The following is an 18,823-nucleotide window of genomic DNA, read 5'->3' as shown; positions in this document are numbered from 1 at the left end:
AAAACCTATGTCTCAATCGATCGCCCCAGTTGTACTCGACCAGAAAATTGATACTTCCCCAACTTTAACCTTTGAAGAATACCGAGTTTATCAAGGAGATCCTGATGTAAAATATGAACTGTACAAAGGCAAATTAATCCCGATGGCAACGGCTAGCGCATTACACACAAGCATCTGCGAATTTTGGGTTTACAAATTACAGCGTTATCTCGCTGAACACAATCTCGATTTAGTAGTAAAAACTTCTGTAGGAGTGAGAACAGAAGATGCTACATCCCGCATTCCCGATGTAGTTGTCTGCACTCAAAGTTTGTGGGAACAAGCTCTTGCAAGACCCGGTTCCGGCATCCTTGGCTTTGATGAAACGCCGTTAGTAGTAATAGAAGTGGTCAGCCAAGATCGGCGGGCAGATTATATAACTAAACGAGGAGAGTACCAACTAGCTAACGTACCGGAATATGTAATTGTTGACCCAACAGAAAACAGACAACGGGTGCGAGTTATGGCATTTCTCGAAGGTGATGACATTTATACAGAGGTAAATTACTTGCCGGGTGAAGAAATGGTATCTGTAGTATTTCCCAATCTGAGATTATCAGTCAATGAAATTTTAGATCCGCCATTGGTGGAAGGGTTAATTAAGGCAGAACAAGCTCAATTGCAGAAAGCTGAAAGATTGGCGGCGAGGTTGCGGGAGTTGGGCGTAGATCCTGATACTGTGTAGGAAATTGGATGAAGTACCCGCGTGCAAAGCTATCCCGTTCTCCGAAGGAGTTCCCGTTCCCCGTAGGGTAGGGAATCGCTCTTTTTTAGTCTCAATCATCTAATTGCAAATCGCGCAGGAAATAAAAGCGATCGCGCCCTAAACTCTCGCCTTTAATTCGTCCTGCATAACCTGTCAGCGGAGAAGAAAGTTCTACTAACATTTCGTGCAACTCTTCGCGGGACAACTTCTTGGGTGGGTTAGACATAGAATACGCACCGCTAAGAGCATCGACACTTGCTCGTTCAGAACCAGAAATTTCGTGATACTTTTTCAGAATAGAAAGAACGTGCGATCGCACTTTAATTTCTTGTTCAACTTGCTCAATATATTTAGCAACTTCATCATCAGATTGTCCCGGTTTTAAGTATTCTTTCAGTTTAAATAAGTCCACGGAGTTAGGATAGTTGCTTTGAAGTTTAACCAGTTTTTCAAGCGTCTCAGGGTTCATAATTGCCATACCGTGTACTTTTGCTGCATCCATAAGTTGAGTAGTTGGAACGCCAGGGCCAATAATCAACTTAGTTGCTTTTGCGAGTATTTCTTTATCTTTGAGCCGTAGCGTTCCTAAATTCAGCAATTGAACTGCTGTATCGTTAGGGATTTTTTTACCGGCTTTGCACTCGCCAACTAAGGGGTAAGGTTTGGAGCATAATAAATCTAAGCCACCAGCACCACCTTTGTGAGCATAATCTATGGTAAATCCCAAAAACTCAAGGCTATCGCGCACTACAATTTCAAAGTCTGTTCCTGCTTGATAGTTGCTTTTATTTGTATCTAGTTCTTTGGTGCGATTTCCCAAAGCTGCTATGGTATTTATCCAAGCTAAATCCGGTTTGATTGGTTTTACAGGCTTGTCGCTACTCCAACCTAGAAATATTTTGATTTCTGCGTCTAGTTGTTTGGCTTTTGGGTTGGTGGTGGATAAATGCACTAATGCACTTTGCAACTCTTCCAATTCTGGATGTTCAGGAGGCTCTAGTTTTTCCAGTTGTTGACGGCGTTTGGCAAAGATAGACTCGCTCAACACTGGCGTTGAATCAGTAACATTTAGGGATTTTGGCAAAGATACAAAATTGCCGCTGGGATGCACTGGCATTTCCAGCGGCTGAGGCAGCAGATAAACCCGCAGGTAAGCTACAAAAATAAAAGGACGCTGCTGGAGAATTTGCTGTAATGCCTCTGTTTTCCAGACTGTTAACCGCGACAAAGCCTCTAACGATTCACCATCGTTCACCATTTGGCACAATTCGCACCTAGCCCAAGCTTTGATCGAAACTTTATCTAAAACTACCAGGGGGAGTTCTAATTGCCCTGACTCTGAAAACAAGCTCATTTGCTTAGGTTTCATCAAGGGCATATTAGAATTATCGGTTGGATACAAAGCAAATGTCCGCCCCGGATTCAGAAACATCCGAGGCATAGCTGCAATCATTCGTCCTTGGATTAAAGCTTCAATATCTGGATTTGGTAAAGCCAGAGCTGTTTGAAGCAAAATTGATTTGCTCATGGTTAACTAAATAGGTCACTTAGATCCCCATCATCTGTATCATCACTACTGGGAGGGTTGAAAATGTCTTCTAAAAGTAGGCTTTCATCTTCATCGTCAACGACAGGCATTTCACCGGAGGGATCGCTCAAAATTTCCCGCAGTAAAGGATTCTCAAAAGTGAGGTGCTTCTGAGATATGAACTCAAAAACCTGGTCTTCTGTTAAATTATAATCTCGGCATTTTTTACAAACAGCACGGAGAGCCATCAGCGGTTTTATTTGCTCTTCAACCAAATACACGATCTCACCGCCTTTTTCTACTGATACGAGTTCCTCTAGTAGCTTGTAGGCTTTAGAAGTTTTCTTGATATTTTCTATTTTGGATTGGGAACGTACTAAACAACCGCGCGTCAAATCAAAGGTCTGATAATCAATTAAGCGCTTTAATGCAGCAACTAATTCAGATTGAGAAGTTTGGATAATTGCCACACCAATCTTGATAGCTTTTCCGTTTTCAGTGCCAATTATCTTGAATCCGATCCAACCCGCATTTTTTGCCTTTGGTTTAATCTCAGCAGTAATGTCATCAACTGTTACCTTGTCAATTGTCTGACCTTTCAAGGTTTCAAAGCCAAAGTAAATAGCCTGAGCAATTGTGGAATTATCCTCCATCTCCTCTCTAATGTCTGCCTCAAGTTCTTTGGTTAAAGCAAACTCAAACCGCTCAATAGGATCTTCTGGAAGTTCAGGCATTGGAGGCATGAAAACTTGAAAATTCTCTGCACACCAGTTCAAAGCTTCGCGTACAGTTGGCTTACCTCTACCATGTTCTCTCAGTTGAGTTTCCTCAAATGGGTAGACCGGATGAGGAGGATTTAAATTTCTGACCTGATAAAAATCTTGCAACCATAGTCCGACTAAATCAACTAGAGAGTCACCATTTAAGTATTTTAAATCGATTGGTTTTCGCTGCGTATATGTTGAAACTCGATCCGGTATACCGCCAGACATTACGTTAACTGTGTCTGTCCATGTATAGGGCATCATCACTGTGATAATAACCAAACCTTGACCGAGATCGGAGTGTTCGAGAGTATCATACAAACGCTTAACTAAATCCGCAATTACCTGCGGTGTTGTCAAGCCATCATCTCTACAACTTGTATTGACATCTATTTCATCAAAACAAATGATTACAGGACTGTAGTAACTCACCAAGTTTAAAATTTGCTGGACATTATTCAGAGATTCTGCTTCTCTGTCCTGATTAGTCTTGCCGGAATTAGCCGGCAATCCTAATTCCTCAGCTTTAGATTTATCTAACTCTTCACCAGATAACCATTTGATAGCAAAAGGTGTTTCAGATTCTGATAAAGTCCACAAAACAGCTCGAACAATATAAGGATCTGCCTTTGATTTTGTTTTGAGAACTTGCTTAGTCAGGGTGTTCATGAAATTCTTATTTTTAGTTGCCCAACTAGCACATACTCTGTCAAATCGGTCTATCAGTTCTTGAGGAGAAAGATTCTGTGAAGCAGAATTGATAGCTTTGAAACCTTCGTTTGCCATTGCTGCCGCTATTTCCTGCCATTGCATGACGCTTTGGCTGCCTGTGTGACTCAAACTGTTAGCTAAAGTTTGCTGAAATTGGTATTTTATCAAATTTAAGTCAGTGTAATTATTAACACTGGCATAAACGAACAAAGCACCACCATTGCTTTCTAGTCTGTGGCGAGTGCGACTTAAAATGTGGCTTTTTCCCACTCCCTGTTGAGCAGTTAATACCAGTGAAGTCACCTTTTCTTGGCTGGATTGACTTGTCTGTACTTTTTCAACAGCCTGAAAAATGGCATCGGAAGCGTGAGCATTTAGAGTGGGAATATCGGGGAACCCTTTTCCCCAAATATCTTGTTCTTTGACAATGCCAGCTTTGCTAAATGGATTGTGATTTTGGATTGCAGCATTCAGGGTTTCTATTGGGGAAACTGGTATATTGTTCATGGTTATCGGGTGTGAGGTTAACGAAACACAAAAAGATTGAGGGCAATTTTATGAATTCAAACGCTTGGCGTAGTAACGCAATGCACCACCAGGAATGGTGATTGAGTCTTCACGTTTATCTGGGGTGATGTCTTGCGTTTCTCCTGCCATTAGCTGGAAAACATCATTAGCCTGCATTTCCAACAGCCACTCGTTGAATTGCGATCGCCCAATCCTTTCTCCCATCGCCCGCCGCATCCGATAAATCGGCACTAAATCGTCTAAGTTATAATCCCGGTTCAAGGTGTCATACACATCGATCGCCACAACCTTAAAATCTTCATAGGATGCGATCGCCCCTACATCCCCTTTCCCCGCCTCAACCCCAACACCCGCCGCACCATCCTGATGCCGAATCCACTTCAACAAAGCATTTCCCAGCCGAGTACCGATTTGAGAACCATCAAACTCAAACAGAGAATCGGGACTTTTCAAGCCATCCGCCAAAACTTGTTTCCCCTTCGCACTCAACTCCACCAGCGTCACCCGATTTACCAGCGAATACTCGATCGCCCCAGCTTCTTGCAACTCACCGAGCACTCCCAGATATCTCTGACTCGTCTCATTAGTGCGAACAATCCGCTTAGTCAACTCCCCCTTTTTAACCTGCATCTTCCCACCGCCCAAATCCCACAAATTCAGCAGCACCCGAACCTTCGCCTTTGCATCCCAAACCGCCTGCTGTTCCGGTGTCAAAGTTTTAGACACCGCAATTTCACTGTTTTCAGACATATCCATACCTTTAAATACCTATTGTTAGTATCAAATCTTACCAGAAATTTTGCAGAAAAACATCTCAATTGTTCAGCAAAATAGCGCACCATACCGCCCACAGCATCCAGCAATTTTCATTTTAAAATAATTAGGATTGACCAAAGTGTCATCATTTGATACAATGCTCAACCAAAAGGGCGATCGCACTTCAAAACATCCGCTGCAAACAATACCAATTTTCAAAATTCATACCAGAGAATTCCCAGGCTGCGGATACCGCAATAAATCCCCACAGTCCATCGACTTTTCGAGTAGATCCGCACCTCAACAACAAAGTAAAAAAACACAAAATTTCTTTTTTAGCATAGTTTTAAACAACTGGTATAAAATCGCACTTTTCAATCAAAACAATCCGCAGCCGGGCCGGAACAGGTTAACAAACTCAACAAATATAGCGTTCCCAACAGCAGTCAACCACCAACAATTCAACTCAACTGCGACTTTAGTTAAATACCCGATTATGCCTTTAGAAAGACGCATTCAACTTACACATCTCGTTACATTGCAATTGCAATCAAAACAGTGAACAATTCTTTTCCTATGAAAACTATTCCCGACCAAATTGCCGACATCAAAGAAAAACTTCCCGACCTTACTTCCACCCCTCCCGCTTTAAGAGCCCAAGTATCCAGCCACGACCTCAAAGCCCGTTTAGATTGGGGCGAACCAGGACTCACAATCATCGACGCGCGCGATTTTGAAAGCTTCAACAAAAGTCGCATTACCGGCGCAGTACCGATGCCAATTGACGAATTAGTAGAGCGCGCAAAATCTAGTCTAGAAACCGTTCGCGACATCTACATCTACGGCGAAACCGACGCACAAACAGCAGAAGCCGCCAATCTTCTCCGCGCCGCCGGCTTTAGAAAAGTAGCCGAACTAAAAGGCGGAATTCCAGCTTGGAAAGCCATCGACGGCCCCATCGACGGCGCAGTCGAACACGGCAATCCAGGGCCCGATGCCTACAACGTTTTCGCTCGCCTAGAACATCACGCCAAAACCCAGAAAACCCACAAATAATCTCACATAATACCTATAGCAATCCTAAATCATTATCACGTGCGGCGAACATAAATGTGATTTCCCCAAAATCCATCTGTAGGGACACGGCAGTGCCGTGTCCGGGAGACGGCAATGCCGTGTCCCTACAGACAATCATTTAGGATTGCTATAGATACCCGACTTCTTCAAGAAGTCGGGTATCTAACAGAACAATTTGTTTGCATTCAGGACTTCAGCCCTTAGCGAATTAAAGTTTTAAAAGAGAACTAAAGTCCTGACTGTAAACTTAATTATGCTTAGATAACCGGATTTGATATTAACTATTTTTTTTATCGTCCAAAAATGCTTTAACTTCCCTCAAAATCTGCCGATTCCCATCAAAAGTAATCAGCTTAACTGCATCCTCAAAGGAACTCCAGGCCGAATTTTGAACTTCCTCTACTTGCAACTGAACTTCCATTGAACTTACAAAAGCCAAAAAGTAAGTAACAGTTTTTTCAATTGATTCTCCTTCCTTCGCAGAGGAATAATGTTGCACAGAACTAGGCTTCCCTTCCTTAACAAAGGAATAACGTTCCACAAAACTAGGCTCCTCCAGCACTTCACAATCGCGGATGCCAGTTTCCTCCTCAAACTCCCGCTTCGCAGTTTCTAGCGCTGATTCCCCCGGATTTGCGTGACCTTTAGGAAACGCCCAATGTCCGGCTTGATGTTGAATCAACAAAAACAAACTATCAGTTTCTGTCGCAAAAACTGGCACAATTCCAAAAGCTTCATCTTTCATCTTTCTTCTCTTTGCTATGAATAACTAATCGGAATCTTCTCTTAGTCCACGCAGGTGGACTTCGTTTGTGTAGACGCGATTTCCAAGAGCCGGGAATTTGTGGTTTAAACTACAATTCCCACCCCAACCGAGTTGGCTGCTGATAAACCCGCTTCAAAGTATTAACATCCCTCGCAGAAATAGGCGGAGGATTGCGTACCTGAGAAAAATAAAGCACATCAGTCTCCATCGAACTGTGGCCCCAAATTCCCAAGGCGTGGCCCAACTCGTGTCGCGCCGTCGCCGCAACATACTTACCCACTTGATTGGGATTCAAATAAACCGAAAATCGGTGAGATAAAACAGTTTTATCACCATCTTGACGGGTGTACAATTTATAGGTAGATTCCCCAGAGCGCGATCGCAAAACCCCTTGACGCAAAGGCGGAGCCCGACGTAAAATTGTAATATCAGCTACCTCCGAACTATCCACCACCTCCAAAGGTAAATAAACGCCCCATTCCCGCACAACATCCAACACAGCGCTCATCCATTCTTCAGACTTATTAGCATCAGCGGGACGCTCAACATAAACCTGAATCGGGAACTTCGACCACAGCAAATGACCAACATTCGGTGGCTTAACCCGATCGAAATAATCACCGCTATTTGTTGAATCCTGCCAATTTTCCAGCATTGGCGGCAAAGGGTGAACCTGTGGAGCAGGCCAACTATTCTCCAGAATAGAAACACTAGCAGCAGGAGTATTAACCTGACTAAAAATTATCAGGCTAAAACAACATAAAGCCAATCCCAAACCAGCCCGCAATCGATTTTTGATCCTAACTTTCCACAACCGCATTGTTCCGCCCGGAGATAAACACAAATAAACGCAGATTAATGCAAACTATCTCACATTTATATCTGCGTCAATCTGCGTTTATTTGCGGTTAAAAATCCTCATCTTACGACGCAGGAGTCAACCAACCAGCACTCAAGATTACAGTCAAACCCATAAAAACAATACACAAACCCCAAGTAATGCGATTCAGAGTCGTTTCCGCACTCTTAGCGCTAGTAAACAATTGAGCTTGTCCGCCAATCCCTCCAATACCATCGCCTTTAGGGCTGTGCAGCAACACCAAAACCACAAGTCCTAGAGCAGACAAAGACCAGATCATTTGTAACAGAGAAACAATATTCATAATCGGGGGGGGTAATTGGTAATTAGTAATCAGTAATTTATTATGATATCAAATTCGGTCGATCGCGCACAACCTCGGTTAGACACGGCACTGCCTTTCATCGTGCCAATTTAACCCTGAAAACCTTGAGAAATCTCGCTTTTACCCGAAGCCCGATCCCCCTAGCATAGCTTAATAAGGGGGGGACAGGATTCTTCTCAAAGTCCCCCGACCTAAGGAGGATTTAGGGGGATCTCCGAGGATTTTGGTTCTACACAGAGATGTGTGTACACCGTAGCTTAAGAAGGGGGGGGACAGGATTCTTCTCAAAGTCCCCCGACTATCCGGGGGATGCGAGGGGGAGCGGGCCTTGGCTACAAACCAGACTTATCAAGGGTTTTCAGCCTTAACCTGACACCTGCTACAGTCGCACCCGCACCGGAGTGCGATTGGCGCGAACTTCAAAATCAGCCGGTTCAATCATAGAACGTCCGGTCATTTCCGGCGGCTGAGGCAACCTCAACAGATCCAGAATAGTCGGCGCAATATCAGCCAAACAACCGTCCTCCCTCAGAGGAACATCAGTGCCGTGAGCCGGAATTTGCACACCTTCGCCTTCTACCAGAATAAACGGCACGGGGTTAGTAGTGTGAGCCGTCCAAGGATTGCCATTCTCATCGAACATCAACTCAGCATTGCCGTGGTCAGCAATAATAATTGCCGTACCCCCAGCCTTATTAATGCCAGTCAACAGCCGCCCCAAACATTTATCCACAGTTTCGATCGCAATTATCGTCGCACCCATCATCCCCGTATGACCAACCATATCCGGGTTAGCGTAGTTAAGCACCACAAACGAATAAATCCGCTTAGACAAAGCAGCCAGCGCCACATCAGTCACCAGGGCCGCCGACATCTCCGGTGCCGTATCGTAAGTCGCCACCATCGGGCTCTGCACCAACTCGCGGTCTTCCCCCGGAAAAGGCTCTTCCAGACCCCCATTAAAAAAATAAGTTACGTGAGCGTACTTTTCAGTTTCCGCCATCCGCAACTGCCGCAAACCGTGACGAGAAATCACCTCGCCCAGAATATTGTCCAAATTCTGCGGTTCAAAAGCCACCAACACCGACAACTTCGGGTCGTACTGAGTAAAAGTCGCAAAACTGAGCGGCTCAATTAAATGCCGTTCAAACCCCTTAAAATCCGGCGCTACAAAGGCCTGAGTCAATTCTCTAGCCCTGTCCGGGCGAAAATTGAAAAAAATCATCCCATCGCCGGATGCCACCGCGCCCGGAGCAATCCGAGTCGGAAGTGCAAACTCGTCGGTCAATCCGACCGCATAGGATGCTTGCAACACATCAACTGCCGATCGACCATCAGGCGCGCCCTCAATCGTCATCACCTCATAGGCACGCTGCACCCGATCCCAGCGTTTGTCCCTGTCCATCGCGTAATAGCGGCCGCTGATGGTAGCAATCCGACCAATTCCCACCTGTTCGATATAACCTTGAATCTTGCCGAGAGCTTCCACGCCCTCTTTCGGAGTAGTATCCCGGCCGTCAGTAATGGCGTGAATGCAAACTTCAGAAATTCCCTGGGCCTTTGCTAGCTTTAGCAAACCCAAAATGTGACTCAGGTGCGAGTGAACCCCGCCCTCGGAACAAAGACCAGTCAGGTGCAATTTGCCGCCCCGACTGCGGACTTCGGAGCAAAGTTTAAGTAGGGCGCGGTTGTCTAGCAAAGAACCATCTTCGACAGCATCCGAGATCCGCACCAACTCTTGAGGAACCACGCGGCCCGCGCCCAGATTCAAGTGACCGACTTCGGAGTTGCCCATTTGCCCGTCAGGAAGCCCTACTGCGCGGCCCGATGTTCTAATCAGAGTTCTGGGATAAGCGGCCCAGAGACTGTCCATTACGGGCGTGTTCGCCGCGGCGATCGCATTTCCGTCTTTTTGTTCGCGATAACCCCAGCCATCGAGAATAATCAGCACTACAGGAGATACAGACGTTTGTGCCATGCGAATACCTTATTTACAATAACTAATTTCTCGATCGTCATGAGTTCCGAGTTTGGGGAACATCTTCCGCAAATCAGTTTACATACTTTCTACGCTTTGGCCCAACAAAGCCAACCTAAATTCCCTCAGATGCAGCATTTTGGGAACTGATTTCGACCTGATTGGCGAATTGTCTTGCGTGGAACAATTTTGAATCCAAAGTCTGAGACTGTTACCGATCTCACCAACAGCCGCCGTGCTTTTGCGACCGGATTTTCAGAAATAGTTCAACGGTCTACGGCTCTGCAAACACTCAATAAAGTACCACACTTGGCGGCGTTTGACTACTGCCTCAAGAAATAAATATAGCTTTTATAGGGGTTCTAGCGATGAGGTACTATCGGGCATCGGCCCGCGCAGGGCATTGGGAATTGGCCCGCGCAGGGAGTTGGGAATTGGGCGGAGCGAAGCGGAGGGATTGGCCCGCGCAGGGCGAGCGCGAAGCGGAGGGATTGGGCGAGCGCGAAGCGGAGGGATTGGGAATTGGGCTATCCTCACCACGCTTGAGAACCGGTATATCAACAAAATGAGAAGCCCGTCTATTTTAGATTTTAGATTGATGGATTGGGGAATTGATCGATCGATACCTCAATCTAATTGCTATAAAACAGCTTTGAGGGGGCTGCGAATAATTTTACAGGAGTCGATCGACTATCGGTTTCCGCATCGGCTCGCTCTCAGCGGACATAAAATTCTACAACATCTTTTTTAATTTTCACATCGTAATTGCCAAAGAAATCGTGACCGAGTAGACCAATTGGCATTTGTTTGGCGATCGCCACTTCGACATTTTGGAGCGCAGCACCTCCAACCCGAATCGATCGCACTAAGCCGATCGGAAACTCGACAACGCTACCGTCAGCGATCCCCGCCCTGACGGTGCGTACCGGCCTCACTCCCAGTACAGCAGCCATCCGCTGAGTAATCAAAGTGCCACTGGCCCCCGTATCGACAATCATCTCAAAAGTCTTGTCACCGTTAAATACCACGTCAATCACCGGCGTTCCACCATCGCGGCGCTTGATTTTAGCTTGAAATACCTTTGGATTGGCAGATGGAGATGCCGGCGGTTGGACGCGATTTGACGGGCCTCGGCGAAACTGAGAGTACACATTGCCAGTTGTGGCGATCGAGCCTGGTGTGAAAGTGCGATCGAGCTGCTGGTAACTCCGATCCGACACCAATGCGATCGCATTGGTTTCACGCTGCGGGAGCGCCCGATCTTCTAGGTTTTTCATCAATAAACCCGGTTTCTCAAGTTTTGTTGAAAATGCCGCCGGATGTGAAGGAGAATGCAGTTCGCCACCTCCTACTAAGCCAACTGCGGTCAAAACAGCAGCAGAAACAATGCCCGATCGCCAAATCCCCTTGGAAAAAACTTTTGCCACCATAAAATGCCTTTAGTAATTTAAGTATGTCGAAAGAAGACCGCCATTGATATCCTAACCCGCTCCCGAAAACCTAGCGCCCGCTGCAACATCAGATCGTCGGGAAAACTTGGCAATTTAAAAGCGATCGCATACCATCAAACACAGGTAAACTTAAAACCGCAAATGGCAGCAAAGTCGCTAGTCATTTGGATCACTTAAAAGTCAGGCGTTTAGGGCGATCGGCAATGCGTAAACTTTTATATTTTGCAACTATAGGAATGTTGGCTTTCTGGACTGCAGGATGCGGCGGCGACGGCGGCGGCAACACTCCCAGTCCAACTCCCACTCCCGGTGCAGCATCTCCGTCACCGGCCACCAACGCTCCCGGAACTCCCGGCGCCTCCGCCAGTCCCAGTCCTGGAGCTCAGACATTTCCTTCTCCCGTAGTCGCGGCCCAGCCCCCCGGCTTGATCCGATCTACAAACCCCGACGAACGGGCCAGACAAGCTCAAGCAGACATCCAAGGCAAAAAGACAGCATCTGGAGCTATTGTAAACGGGACGGGAATTCCACAGACCACAATCCCGGGCTTAGGAAACGACCCATTCTCAGTCCTTCCTCCTCAACCGCTCAAAATAGACGGTGGCGTGGGCGGCAACGAACTTCCAACCCTGCCAGCCAGACAAGTGCCAAGTCTGCCCAAGCTGCCAGACGAGAGAAATCCGCCTCAGTGGACACCAGCACAGCGCAATAGCACACCGGGCGGCGGTGAAATTGCCCAACTTCCCCAATCTCAAACCCCCGTACAGGTGTCGAGTGTTCCCAACCTGCCGTTAACCTCCTTACCCCAATGGAGACCGCCAATTTCAGCGCGTCCCCAAGCAGCCCCCGGACGCCCCGGAGCCAGACCGGGACGCCCCGGAGCCAGACCGGCAGGCTCCCCAGGCATAGCAGGAGATCCGGCATCTATACCCGGACTGCCATCTATACCGGGCTTCCCAACAGGTAGCACCGGACGGCAGCCAGCGGGCCCCGGACGCCCCGGAACTAGACCGGCAGGCTCCCCAGACATAGCAGGAGTTCCCGCCTCATCTATACCCGGACTGCCATCTATACCGGGCTTCCCAACAGGCACTACCGGACGACCGGGAACCTCACCGGGACGACCGGGAGCCTCACCGGGACGACCGGGAACCTCACCGGGACGACCGGGAGCCTCACCGGGACGATCGCCAGCGATCGCGGCTCGCCCGCCCAGCCCTCCCACAATTCCTAACATCGCTACCAGAGAACTGCCCGGTCTGCCCCAGTTGCCAGGATTAACGCCACCGCCCTCTTGGCAAGACCCAAACCCACCACCGCCCCCACCGACTCCAGCACCCCCACCGCCTCCGCCTTCGACAGACAATGCCAGAGGAGTTGAAGTTAGTGGCGTAGTCAGAGTTGGTAATGACATACTGGTAATTGTGAAAGCACCTAACGAGCCAACCAGTCGATATATCAAAGTAGGACAGCGGATTGCCAGCGGGCAGGTGCTGATCAAACGAGTTGATTTCAAATCTGGAATCGAGCCTGTTGTGGTTTTAGAAGAAAACGGTGTAGAGGTGTCCAAAATTGTGGGAGAAAAATCTCCCCAAGTTGCCCAGAACTCTGTGAAATGAAAAATTTACCTCAATCCTTGGAACGAAAATTGAGAACATTGATGCTTCGCTCAATTCAAAAACTTGGAATCCTGATGTTGGTTAGTTCGGGGGTAGGATACCTCTCGTTGGTAGCCAGCACTCAGCCCTCATTGGCGGAGCCAGCATCAGACCAAACCCGCCCTCCCGTTTGCGAAGGCTCTCCCCCGAACGGTCAAGTCAAGTGCAACTACTCGAATGGTGACAATTATCAAGGAAATTTCGTCAGCGGCAGACCCCAGGGACAAGGAATATACGTCTACTCGAATGGCGATCGCTATGAAGGACTGTTTCGTAACGGCGTGCCCAACGGTCAAGGCGTGTTTCTGTTCGCCAGCGATGCCCGCATGGTGGGAGAGTTCCGCAACGGTCTGATCGTTAGGGGAGAAGCTATTTTTGCCAATGGCGATCGCTACCGGGGAACATTTCAAATTGTCGAACAAATTGGCGGGGGGGCCGCTAGCAGTCAGCCGCACGGCCAAGGGCAATTTATCTTTGCTAACGGCGATCGCTACGCCGGACAGTTTTTCGCAGGAAACCCGTTTGGTCGGGGAGTCTTCACCCGCACTGACGGCACCCGCTGCGACGGTCAGTTTTTTAACGAACAGCTAGACGGCAAAGGTAGTTGCAGTTTCCCAAACGGCATTCGCTACCAAGGCGAACTGCGTAAGGGACTCCCTCACGGTAGAGGAGTAATTACAGATGCTAAAGGCAGACGGTTTTCAGGAGAGTTTCGCGCAGGCAAGCGCGTTCAACCCTAAAATTTAATATCTGATATTAGTGGAGCTGTTTTGAAATGACGACAAATACTGCTTCTGCTTCCGATCGCGCTAACGAGTTTCCTTTCGACTTTGCCCCGCAGCCGACTCAAGATGCTGACTTGTTGCGTCAACTCGATTTCGTGCCCGGTTTGAAGCAAATCTTGACTGTGCGTCAAGTTCATGCTTTAGAACACGCTACCGTTTGGGTACTCAGTCAATCTGGCCCTGCGGCGGCAGCAAAAGCCGATAATCAGTTATTGGGCGGGATGTCCACAGACGAAGGATTTTATCTTTACGGTCACGTTGACATCGCACAGTTGCGCCGCGCAGTGGACGAAGCTTTGCACCGGATTGCTGGCGGAGAGTGGGATTTAGCCGTACATCCCCGCTGCGGCACCAATTTGTCCGTGGCAATGCTACTGACTGCTGGACTTGCTGTCGGTATCAATTTAGCCCTGCCGAAAGGGCCCATCCTGCAACTTTTAGGTTTGGGTGCTGCGGCTGCGGCTGCGGCTCAGTTAGCTCCTGACGCGGGTTCTCTGGCTCAGCGTTACGTCACAACTGCTATTCCGTTTAATTTGAGTGTGGTTGATATTACTGTAAGTCATGACTTCTGGGGACGCGAAGCTCATTTTGTGCGGGTGCGTTGGGTTGAATAGTTGCACAGTATCAAGCGCGATCGATCGCAGTCACGGACGCAAAAAAGTGTCAACAATCAAGGACTGTGCAACCGGAATATATCTAACTCATCTGCGTTAATCTGTGTTAATCTGCCTGTATCTGCGGTCAAAAAAAGAGAATTTCTTCACCGTAGATGACAAACGATTGACGCGGATTCACGCAGATGAATAGAATAGATATCTGAATAATTCCGATGCAGCGCGGATTTAATCTAACTAATAACAATTAACTCATAACTTCTGGGTCATCGAAGCTCCTAAATGCGATCGGGATCTACTCCTAATTCTCGCAACCTCGCCGCCAATCTTTCAGCCCGTTGGCCATGCTCATCAGCCCGTTGGCGCTCCACCGCAGCTTGCTGCTCAAGTTCGTGGAACCGAGCTTGTTCTGCTTTAATCAACCCTTCAACTAATGGCGGAGACAGTATTTCATTCACTGATAATGTCAGATTGGGAAATACTACAGATACCATTTGTTGCTCCGCCCTAAAATCAGTCTGGGTATAGATGTCTTCCCCTTCAGGAAAGGCTAAGACTCGCACCAATTCTTTGTTAGGTGTAGGGTCAACAATGATATATTCGGGCACGTTAGCTAGTTCGTACTCAGCTCGTTTAATCACGTAATCGGCGCGCCGATTTTGACTCACTACCTCTATAACTAACAGGGGCTTTTCCTCAAAATCGAGGATGCCTGCACCACGCCTAGCAGCAGCTTGTTCCAAAAGACTTTGAGTGCAAACAACTACATCAGGAATCCGAGAAGTATCTTCTTCTGTTCTTACTCCTAAACCTGTTTTTGCTACTAATTCAAGATTGTGTTCAGCTAGGTAACGCTGCAATTTGTAAACTAAATATTCGCAAATTTTGATATGTAAAACTGTTGCGGTTGGCATCGGAATTAATTTGCCTTTGTACAGTTCATATTGTAGATCGGAATCAGTTTGATAAAATCGGTATTCTTCAAAGGTTAAGGTGGGTGAAGTATCAATTTGCTTTGATTCAACAACTGGCACTACAGATTGAGACATATCTTTTCACCGATGTCGATATAACTCTATTATATTCAATCTGCCTCGATCTGCGTGCATTTGCGGTTAAAAATTCCCAATTATGGATCGCACTCGCCACCAGAATTGTCAGAGAATAGTTGAATAGTGTAAAATCAATTTTGCGATCGCCCCGACAACTCGACCTCACCCTTCTTTACACCATCCGAGTTCCTATGTCAATCAAAAAAATTCTTTCCATAGTCCTGTTAGTTTTCATCCCCATTTCCATTGCCGCTGAGTATTTGCACTGGGGTTCCCTGGCAGTTTTTATCACATCCGCTTTAGGTATTATACCTCTGGCGATTTGGTTGAGCACAGCAACAGAAGAAGTGGCGATCGTCACAGGGCCATCCATAGGCGGCTTATTAAATGCAGTCTTCGGCAATGCTACGGAATTAATTATTGCCATAGTTGCCCTGAAAGCAGGCTTGATTGACATTGTAAAAGCCAGCATCACCGGCACAATTATCAGCAACTTGCTATTAGTTATGGGATTGTCCATGCTGCTAGGAGGACTAAAGTACAAAGAACAAGAATTTAAGCCAGTCATCGCGCGGGTGAACGGTTCCACAATGACTTTAGCGGTGATTGCAATTCTGCTGCCGGCGATGGTGATTTACACCTCAAACGGAGTGGAACCAGCAGCCATTCAGAATCTTTCGTTAATAACTGCGATCGTCCTAATTGCAGTTTACGCCCTAACTCTGCTATTTTCCTTAAAAACTCACAGCTATCTTTACGATGTTGGGTTAGTCGAACTAGAGTCAGAAAATCCTCAAAATACCGATGAACCTACAGCGCACAAACCGAATTTGTGGCTGTGGGTAGGGGTGTTAGTTGCCTCAACTGTTGCCGTTGCTTTTGAATCAGAAATTTTCGTGGGCGTTGTCGAAGAAACAACCAAAGGATTGGGATTAACACCGCTGTTTACAGGAGTTATTCTGTTGCCGATTGTGGGCGGCGCGGCCGAATATGTAACTGCGGTGGGAGTTGCGATGAAAAACAATATGGATTTGTCAGTTTCTGTCGCGATGGGTTCGAGTTTGCTAGTGGCTTTGCTGGTAGCGCCGATATTGGTGATTATTGGATTAGTGATTCATCAGCCGATGGATTTAAACTTTAGTCCGTTTGAAGTAGTCGCAGTTGCGATCGCGGTAACAATAGCTAATCTAATCAGTCTCGACGGGCGCTCTAATTGGCTGGAAGGAGTGCTGCTTTTAGCAACATATATTGTGTTAGCATCGGCATTTTACTTTCACCCCATTACTTGAATCAATCATTGCTGGCAGATAGGACGGCGAATATAATTCGCGCCTATACAAAACCTGCCGGCGCAGGTTGAATCAATAATTGTCGTCCGATCTTGAAGATGCGACTAAATCCTTTTAAAATGCGACTAAATCGCGCCATTTGTCCGCTGTCTTTCTTCCGACTCCCTGCAACCTTTCGACATCCTCCCAAGACTCGAAAGGCTGTTTTTCTCGCGCTGCAATAATTTTTTCCGCTAACTTCGGGCCTACTCCCGGTAAGGTTTCTAATTCTTGTTTAGTGGCTGCATTCAAATTAACTAACTTTTTTCCTGCAATTTGAGGTTTAGCATTCGCAGATTTTGAGGCTGCTTGTAGTGAATCGCATTCTTGTTTCTTAGCGTCGATTTTCTTTTTGATGCGGTGGGGAATTCCCAAGATTGCACCTTTGTAAAGCCGATCGAACTCCCGCTCAAAATGGGCGGCAACTATCGGACTCTCGATCGCCAGCAGCGTCTCATCATTCCCGTGATTTGCAGCCTCACTCCAGTTGTGAGAACCTGTAAGCACCGTATTTCCGTCGATAACGCCGAACTTGTGGTGCAGGCGATCGCCCATTGGTAACAGCGGCACCCCCACCGTAGTCAGCGGCTTTCTCCACGGGCGATTGTCAGCTTCCCAGCGGCAATCTTGCATCAAAGTCCCCCCCATCATGTCTAAACCTTCGCTGTAAGGGCGATAAATGAAATTTGAGTCAATCAAAGCTCGCACCGCAACACCCCCCCTAGCGGTAATTTCCAGAGTATTTGACAACCGCTGAGCCGAAAATACAAACAGTGCCAAATCCACCGACTTTTTCGCACTGCCCAATTTTTTGTTAATCAAACTATTGACGCTGTTTTCCCAAGGCAAAGTCGCACTCGTCGGCGAAAATTGCACCGCAACAGTCGCATTTCCTACTATTACTTTTTGGACAGAGCGAAACGGTTTTTTGATGCCAAATTTGCTGTCCGGTTTACCTCCGGGCCCGTCACCCCACATGATGTTAAATTCTTGAGTAAATATTTTTGCTAATTCAGGGCTGGCAATTTTTAATAAATTGTTGGCATTGCCGCGACTTGCTGCTGTTTTGAAATCGCCGTGGATATCGCTGGTTGTAAAATTAGCAGAAGTTACGATTACTGTTTTGTTATCAATGACTACAAATTTGTGGTGCATCAAACCGCTGCCTTTACTGCCGTCAGCAGTATCGTCAATGACAGGAATTCCCGCATTTTTGACAATTACTAAAGCATCGTTTTGTTTGATTTCTTCGGGGCTTAATTTGCCGTCTTTATTGGTATCGGCAAGTTGGACGAATTCGTTGTAACGATCGCGATCTCGTTCGGGTAATTTCGCTAACTCTAGGGTTGTATAATCGCTCCAAGGGCGTGTATACAGATGTTCGACTATTAATCTGACTTTAATGCCCGATCGCGCGCGATCGGCCATTTGTCGCGCAATACCGGGCAAGCGAAACTCTTGAACCGCTACATCTACTGTCGATCCAGCACTGGCTACTGCCTCGGCGACCAACTTTTCTAAATCATCCCCAGGTCTAGTTTGCGCGCGATAAGGCTCTGTATAATTAGAAGTGAGGGACTGATTGAAGTATACTTGCAACAAGGCGTCTTGAGGCAGCGGAGGCAGACTCGGAGGCAAATTCTGCACCTTTTGCTTTGCTTGTCCGCAACCCGCCAGAGCGATCGCCAGCAGTCCAGCACAACACAAACCGAGTAAATTATCATAAAGTACAGTCACAAAATTTAAAAAATTATTGAGGTTAAGATGTTGTGCAAATAAACATTGTATATTTTGACGATCATAAAAAATCGTCAAATCCTCTCCCCCTCTCCCCCTCTCCCCCTCCATCGCCATACACAATCTATATGAGCAACAGCTTATAGGCTTACCCACAATTC

General features: G+C 47.0%; 18 protein-coding genes. 7 read left to right on the top strand and 11 right to left on the bottom strand.

Annotated elements, in window-relative coordinates:
• Positions 1 to 7 precede the first annotated feature (7 nt).
• Positions 8 to 724 carry a Uma2 family endonuclease gene (locus tag IQ263_RS00885; protein ID WP_194065729.1) on the top strand — a complete coding sequence of 239 codons (717 nt, stop codon included), beginning with the start codon at positions 8 to 10 and terminating at the stop codon, positions 722 to 724.
• A gap of 91 nt (positions 725 to 815) precedes the next feature.
• Here IQ263_RS00885 and IQ263_RS00880 read toward each other — a convergent pair whose 3' ends face one another.
• From IQ263_RS00880 to IQ263_RS00870, 3 genes are read right to left on the bottom strand one after another with little or no spacing between them, the layout of a single operon-like run.
• Positions 816 to 2,273: a DUF1802 family protein gene (locus IQ263_RS00880; protein WP_194065728.1), complete on the bottom strand. Its 1,458-nt coding sequence runs from the start codon at positions 2,271 to 2,273 to the stop codon at positions 816 to 818.
• 2 nt (positions 2,274 to 2,275) lie between these two features.
• Entirely contained in the window at positions 2,276 to 4,255 is a 1,980-nt protein-coding gene (locus IQ263_RS00875) for an ATP-binding protein (RefSeq protein WP_194065727.1), read from the bottom strand.
• 48 nt (positions 4,256 to 4,303) lie between these two features.
• Entirely contained in the window at positions 4,304 to 5,026 is a 723-nt protein-coding gene (locus tag IQ263_RS00870) for a hypothetical protein (RefSeq protein WP_194065726.1), read from the bottom strand.
• Positions 5,027 to 5,590: 564 nt separating this feature from the next.
• On the opposite strand from IQ263_RS00870, the gene IQ263_RS00865 reads away from it, so the two are divergent.
• Positions 5,591 to 6,088, top strand: a complete 498-nt coding sequence (locus tag IQ263_RS00865) for a rhodanese-like domain-containing protein (RefSeq protein WP_333294451.1) — start codon at positions 5,591 to 5,593, stop codon at positions 6,086 to 6,088.
• 13 nt (positions 6,089 to 6,101) lie between these two features.
• Here IQ263_RS00865 and IQ263_RS29105 read toward each other — a convergent pair whose 3' ends face one another.
• The 5 genes from IQ263_RS29105 to gpmI form a co-directional block, all read right to left on the bottom strand.
• On the bottom strand, positions 6,102 to 6,227 hold the full coding sequence (locus tag IQ263_RS29105) for a hypothetical protein (protein WP_255515779.1): 126 nt from the start codon (positions 6,225 to 6,227) through the stop codon (positions 6,102 to 6,104).
• 159 nt (positions 6,228 to 6,386) lie between these two features.
• A complete protein-coding gene (locus IQ263_RS00860) occupies positions 6,387 to 6,854 on the bottom strand; it encodes a bis(5'-nucleosyl)-tetraphosphatase (RefSeq protein ID WP_194065725.1) in 468 nt (155 codons plus the stop codon).
• Between the two features lie 109 nt (positions 6,855 to 6,963).
• Positions 6,964 to 7,695, bottom strand: coding sequence for a peptidase (locus IQ263_RS00855; protein WP_194065724.1), 732 nt, complete (start codon positions 7,693 to 7,695; stop codon positions 6,964 to 6,966).
• Between the two features lie 103 nt (positions 7,696 to 7,798).
• The gene (secG, locus tag IQ263_RS00850; RefSeq protein ID WP_194065723.1) at positions 7,799 to 8,038 is read right to left on the bottom strand and encodes a preprotein translocase subunit SecG; all 240 of its coding nucleotides are present in this window, start codon (positions 8,036 to 8,038) and stop codon (positions 7,799 to 7,801) included.
• Positions 8,039 to 8,438: 400 nt separating this feature from the next.
• Positions 8,439 to 10,037: a 2,3-bisphosphoglycerate-independent phosphoglycerate mutase gene (gene gpmI / locus IQ263_RS00845; protein WP_194065722.1), complete on the bottom strand. Its 1,599-nt coding sequence runs from the start codon at positions 10,035 to 10,037 to the stop codon at positions 8,439 to 8,441.
• Between the two features lie 368 nt (positions 10,038 to 10,405).
• Here gpmI and IQ263_RS00840 point away from each other — a divergent pair, with 368 nt between their 5' ends.
• The gene (locus IQ263_RS00840) at positions 10,406 to 10,606 is read left to right on the top strand and encodes a hypothetical protein (RefSeq protein WP_194065721.1); all 201 of its coding nucleotides are present in this window, start codon (positions 10,406 to 10,408) and stop codon (positions 10,604 to 10,606) included.
• Between the two features lie 147 nt (positions 10,607 to 10,753).
• Here the strand turns inward: IQ263_RS00840 and IQ263_RS00835 are convergent, their stop codons facing one another.
• The gene (locus tag IQ263_RS00835; RefSeq protein WP_228049702.1) at positions 10,754 to 11,467 is read right to left on the bottom strand and encodes a retropepsin-like aspartic protease family protein; all 714 of its coding nucleotides are present in this window, start codon (positions 11,465 to 11,467) and stop codon (positions 10,754 to 10,756) included.
• Positions 11,468 to 11,691: 224 nt separating this feature from the next.
• On the opposite strand from IQ263_RS00835, the gene IQ263_RS00830 reads away from it, so the two are divergent.
• The 3 genes from IQ263_RS00830 to IQ263_RS00820 are packed head-to-tail and all read left to right on the top strand — an operon-like array spanning position 11,692 to position 14,545.
• Entirely contained in the window at positions 11,692 to 13,107 is a 1,416-nt protein-coding gene (locus tag IQ263_RS00830; protein WP_194065720.1) for a hypothetical protein, read from the top strand.
• On the top strand, positions 13,104 to 13,886 hold the full coding sequence (locus tag IQ263_RS00825) for an MORN repeat-containing protein (protein ID WP_370588902.1): 783 nt from the start codon (positions 13,104 to 13,106) through the stop codon (positions 13,884 to 13,886). The genes IQ263_RS00830 and IQ263_RS00825 overlap by 4 nt, the downstream gene beginning before the upstream one ends.
• A gap of 35 nt (positions 13,887 to 13,921) precedes the next feature.
• Positions 13,922 to 14,545: a DUF6391 domain-containing protein gene (locus tag IQ263_RS00820; RefSeq protein WP_194065719.1), complete on the top strand. Its 624-nt coding sequence runs from the start codon at positions 13,922 to 13,924 to the stop codon at positions 14,543 to 14,545.
• A 278-nt stretch (positions 14,546 to 14,823) separates the two neighbouring features.
• Here IQ263_RS00820 and IQ263_RS00815 read toward each other — a convergent pair whose 3' ends face one another.
• Positions 14,824 to 15,594: a Uma2 family endonuclease gene (locus tag IQ263_RS00815; protein ID WP_194065718.1), complete on the bottom strand. Its 771-nt coding sequence runs from the start codon at positions 15,592 to 15,594 to the stop codon at positions 14,824 to 14,826.
• A 194-nt stretch (positions 15,595 to 15,788) separates the two neighbouring features.
• On the opposite strand from IQ263_RS00815, the gene cax reads away from it, so the two are divergent.
• Entirely contained in the window at positions 15,789 to 16,886 is a 1,098-nt protein-coding gene (cax, locus tag IQ263_RS00810; protein ID WP_194065806.1) for a calcium/proton exchanger, read from the top strand.
• A 114-nt stretch (positions 16,887 to 17,000) separates the two neighbouring features.
• Here the strand turns inward: cax and IQ263_RS00805 are convergent, their stop codons facing one another.
• Positions 17,001 to 18,662: a DUF655 domain-containing protein gene (locus IQ263_RS00805; RefSeq protein ID WP_194065717.1), complete on the bottom strand. Its 1,662-nt coding sequence runs from the start codon at positions 18,660 to 18,662 to the stop codon at positions 17,001 to 17,003.
• Between the last annotated feature and the right edge of the window lie 161 nt (positions 18,663 to 18,823).

The organism is Tychonema sp. LEGE 06208, from assembly GCF_015207505.1.
In the GTDB taxonomy this organism is placed as follows: Bacteria; Cyanobacteriota; Cyanobacteriia; order Cyanobacteriales; family Microcoleaceae; genus Microcoleus.
This window is presented reverse-complemented; position numbering and strand designations above follow the sequence as displayed.

What these genes read in the sequence shown, in the direction of transcription:
- IQ263_RS00885 (WP_194065729.1), top strand. Translation starts at nt 8, where the DNA reads ATGTCTCAATCGATCGCCCCAGTTGTACTCGACCAGAAAATTGATACT.
- IQ263_RS00880 (WP_194065728.1), bottom strand. Translation starts at nt 2,273, where the DNA reads ATGAGCAAATCAATTTTGCTTCAAACAGCTCTGGCTTTACCAAATCCA.
- IQ263_RS00875 (WP_194065727.1), bottom strand. Translation starts at nt 4,255, where the DNA reads ATGAACAATATACCAGTTTCCCCAATAGAAACCCTGAATGCTGCAATC.
- IQ263_RS00870 (WP_194065726.1), bottom strand. Translation starts at nt 5,026, where the DNA reads ATGTCTGAAAACAGTGAAATTGCGGTGTCTAAAACTTTGACACCGGAA.
- IQ263_RS29105 (WP_255515779.1), bottom strand. Translation starts at nt 6,227, where the DNA reads ATGATTGTCTGTAGGGACACGGCATTGCCGTCTCCCGGACACGGCACT.
- IQ263_RS00860 (WP_194065725.1), bottom strand. Translation starts at nt 6,854, where the DNA reads ATGAAAGATGAAGCTTTTGGAATTGTGCCAGTTTTTGCGACAGAAACT.
- IQ263_RS00855 (WP_194065724.1), bottom strand. Translation starts at nt 7,695, where the DNA reads ATGCGGTTGTGGAAAGTTAGGATCAAAAATCGATTGCGGGCTGGTTTG.
- secG (WP_194065723.1), bottom strand. Translation starts at nt 8,038, where the DNA reads ATGAATATTGTTTCTCTGTTACAAATGATCTGGTCTTTGTCTGCTCTA.
- gpmI (WP_194065722.1), bottom strand. Translation starts at nt 10,037, where the DNA reads ATGGCACAAACGTCTGTATCTCCTGTAGTGCTGATTATTCTCGATGGC.
- IQ263_RS00840 (WP_194065721.1), top strand. Translation starts at nt 10,406, where the DNA reads ATGAGGTACTATCGGGCATCGGCCCGCGCAGGGCATTGGGAATTGGCC.
- IQ263_RS00835 (WP_228049702.1), bottom strand. Translation starts at nt 11,467, where the DNA reads ATGGTGGCAAAAGTTTTTTCCAAGGGGATTTGGCGATCGGGCATTGTT.
- IQ263_RS00830 (WP_194065720.1), top strand. Translation starts at nt 11,692, where the DNA reads ATGCGTAAACTTTTATATTTTGCAACTATAGGAATGTTGGCTTTCTGG.
- IQ263_RS00825 (WP_370588902.1), top strand. Translation starts at nt 13,104, where the DNA reads ATGAAAAATTTACCTCAATCCTTGGAACGAAAATTGAGAACATTGATG.
- IQ263_RS00820 (WP_194065719.1), top strand. Translation starts at nt 13,922, where the DNA reads ATGACGACAAATACTGCTTCTGCTTCCGATCGCGCTAACGAGTTTCCT.
- IQ263_RS00815 (WP_194065718.1), bottom strand. Translation starts at nt 15,594, where the DNA reads ATGTCTCAATCTGTAGTGCCAGTTGTTGAATCAAAGCAAATTGATACT.
- cax (WP_194065806.1), top strand. Translation starts at nt 15,789, where the DNA reads ATGTCAATCAAAAAAATTCTTTCCATAGTCCTGTTAGTTTTCATCCCC.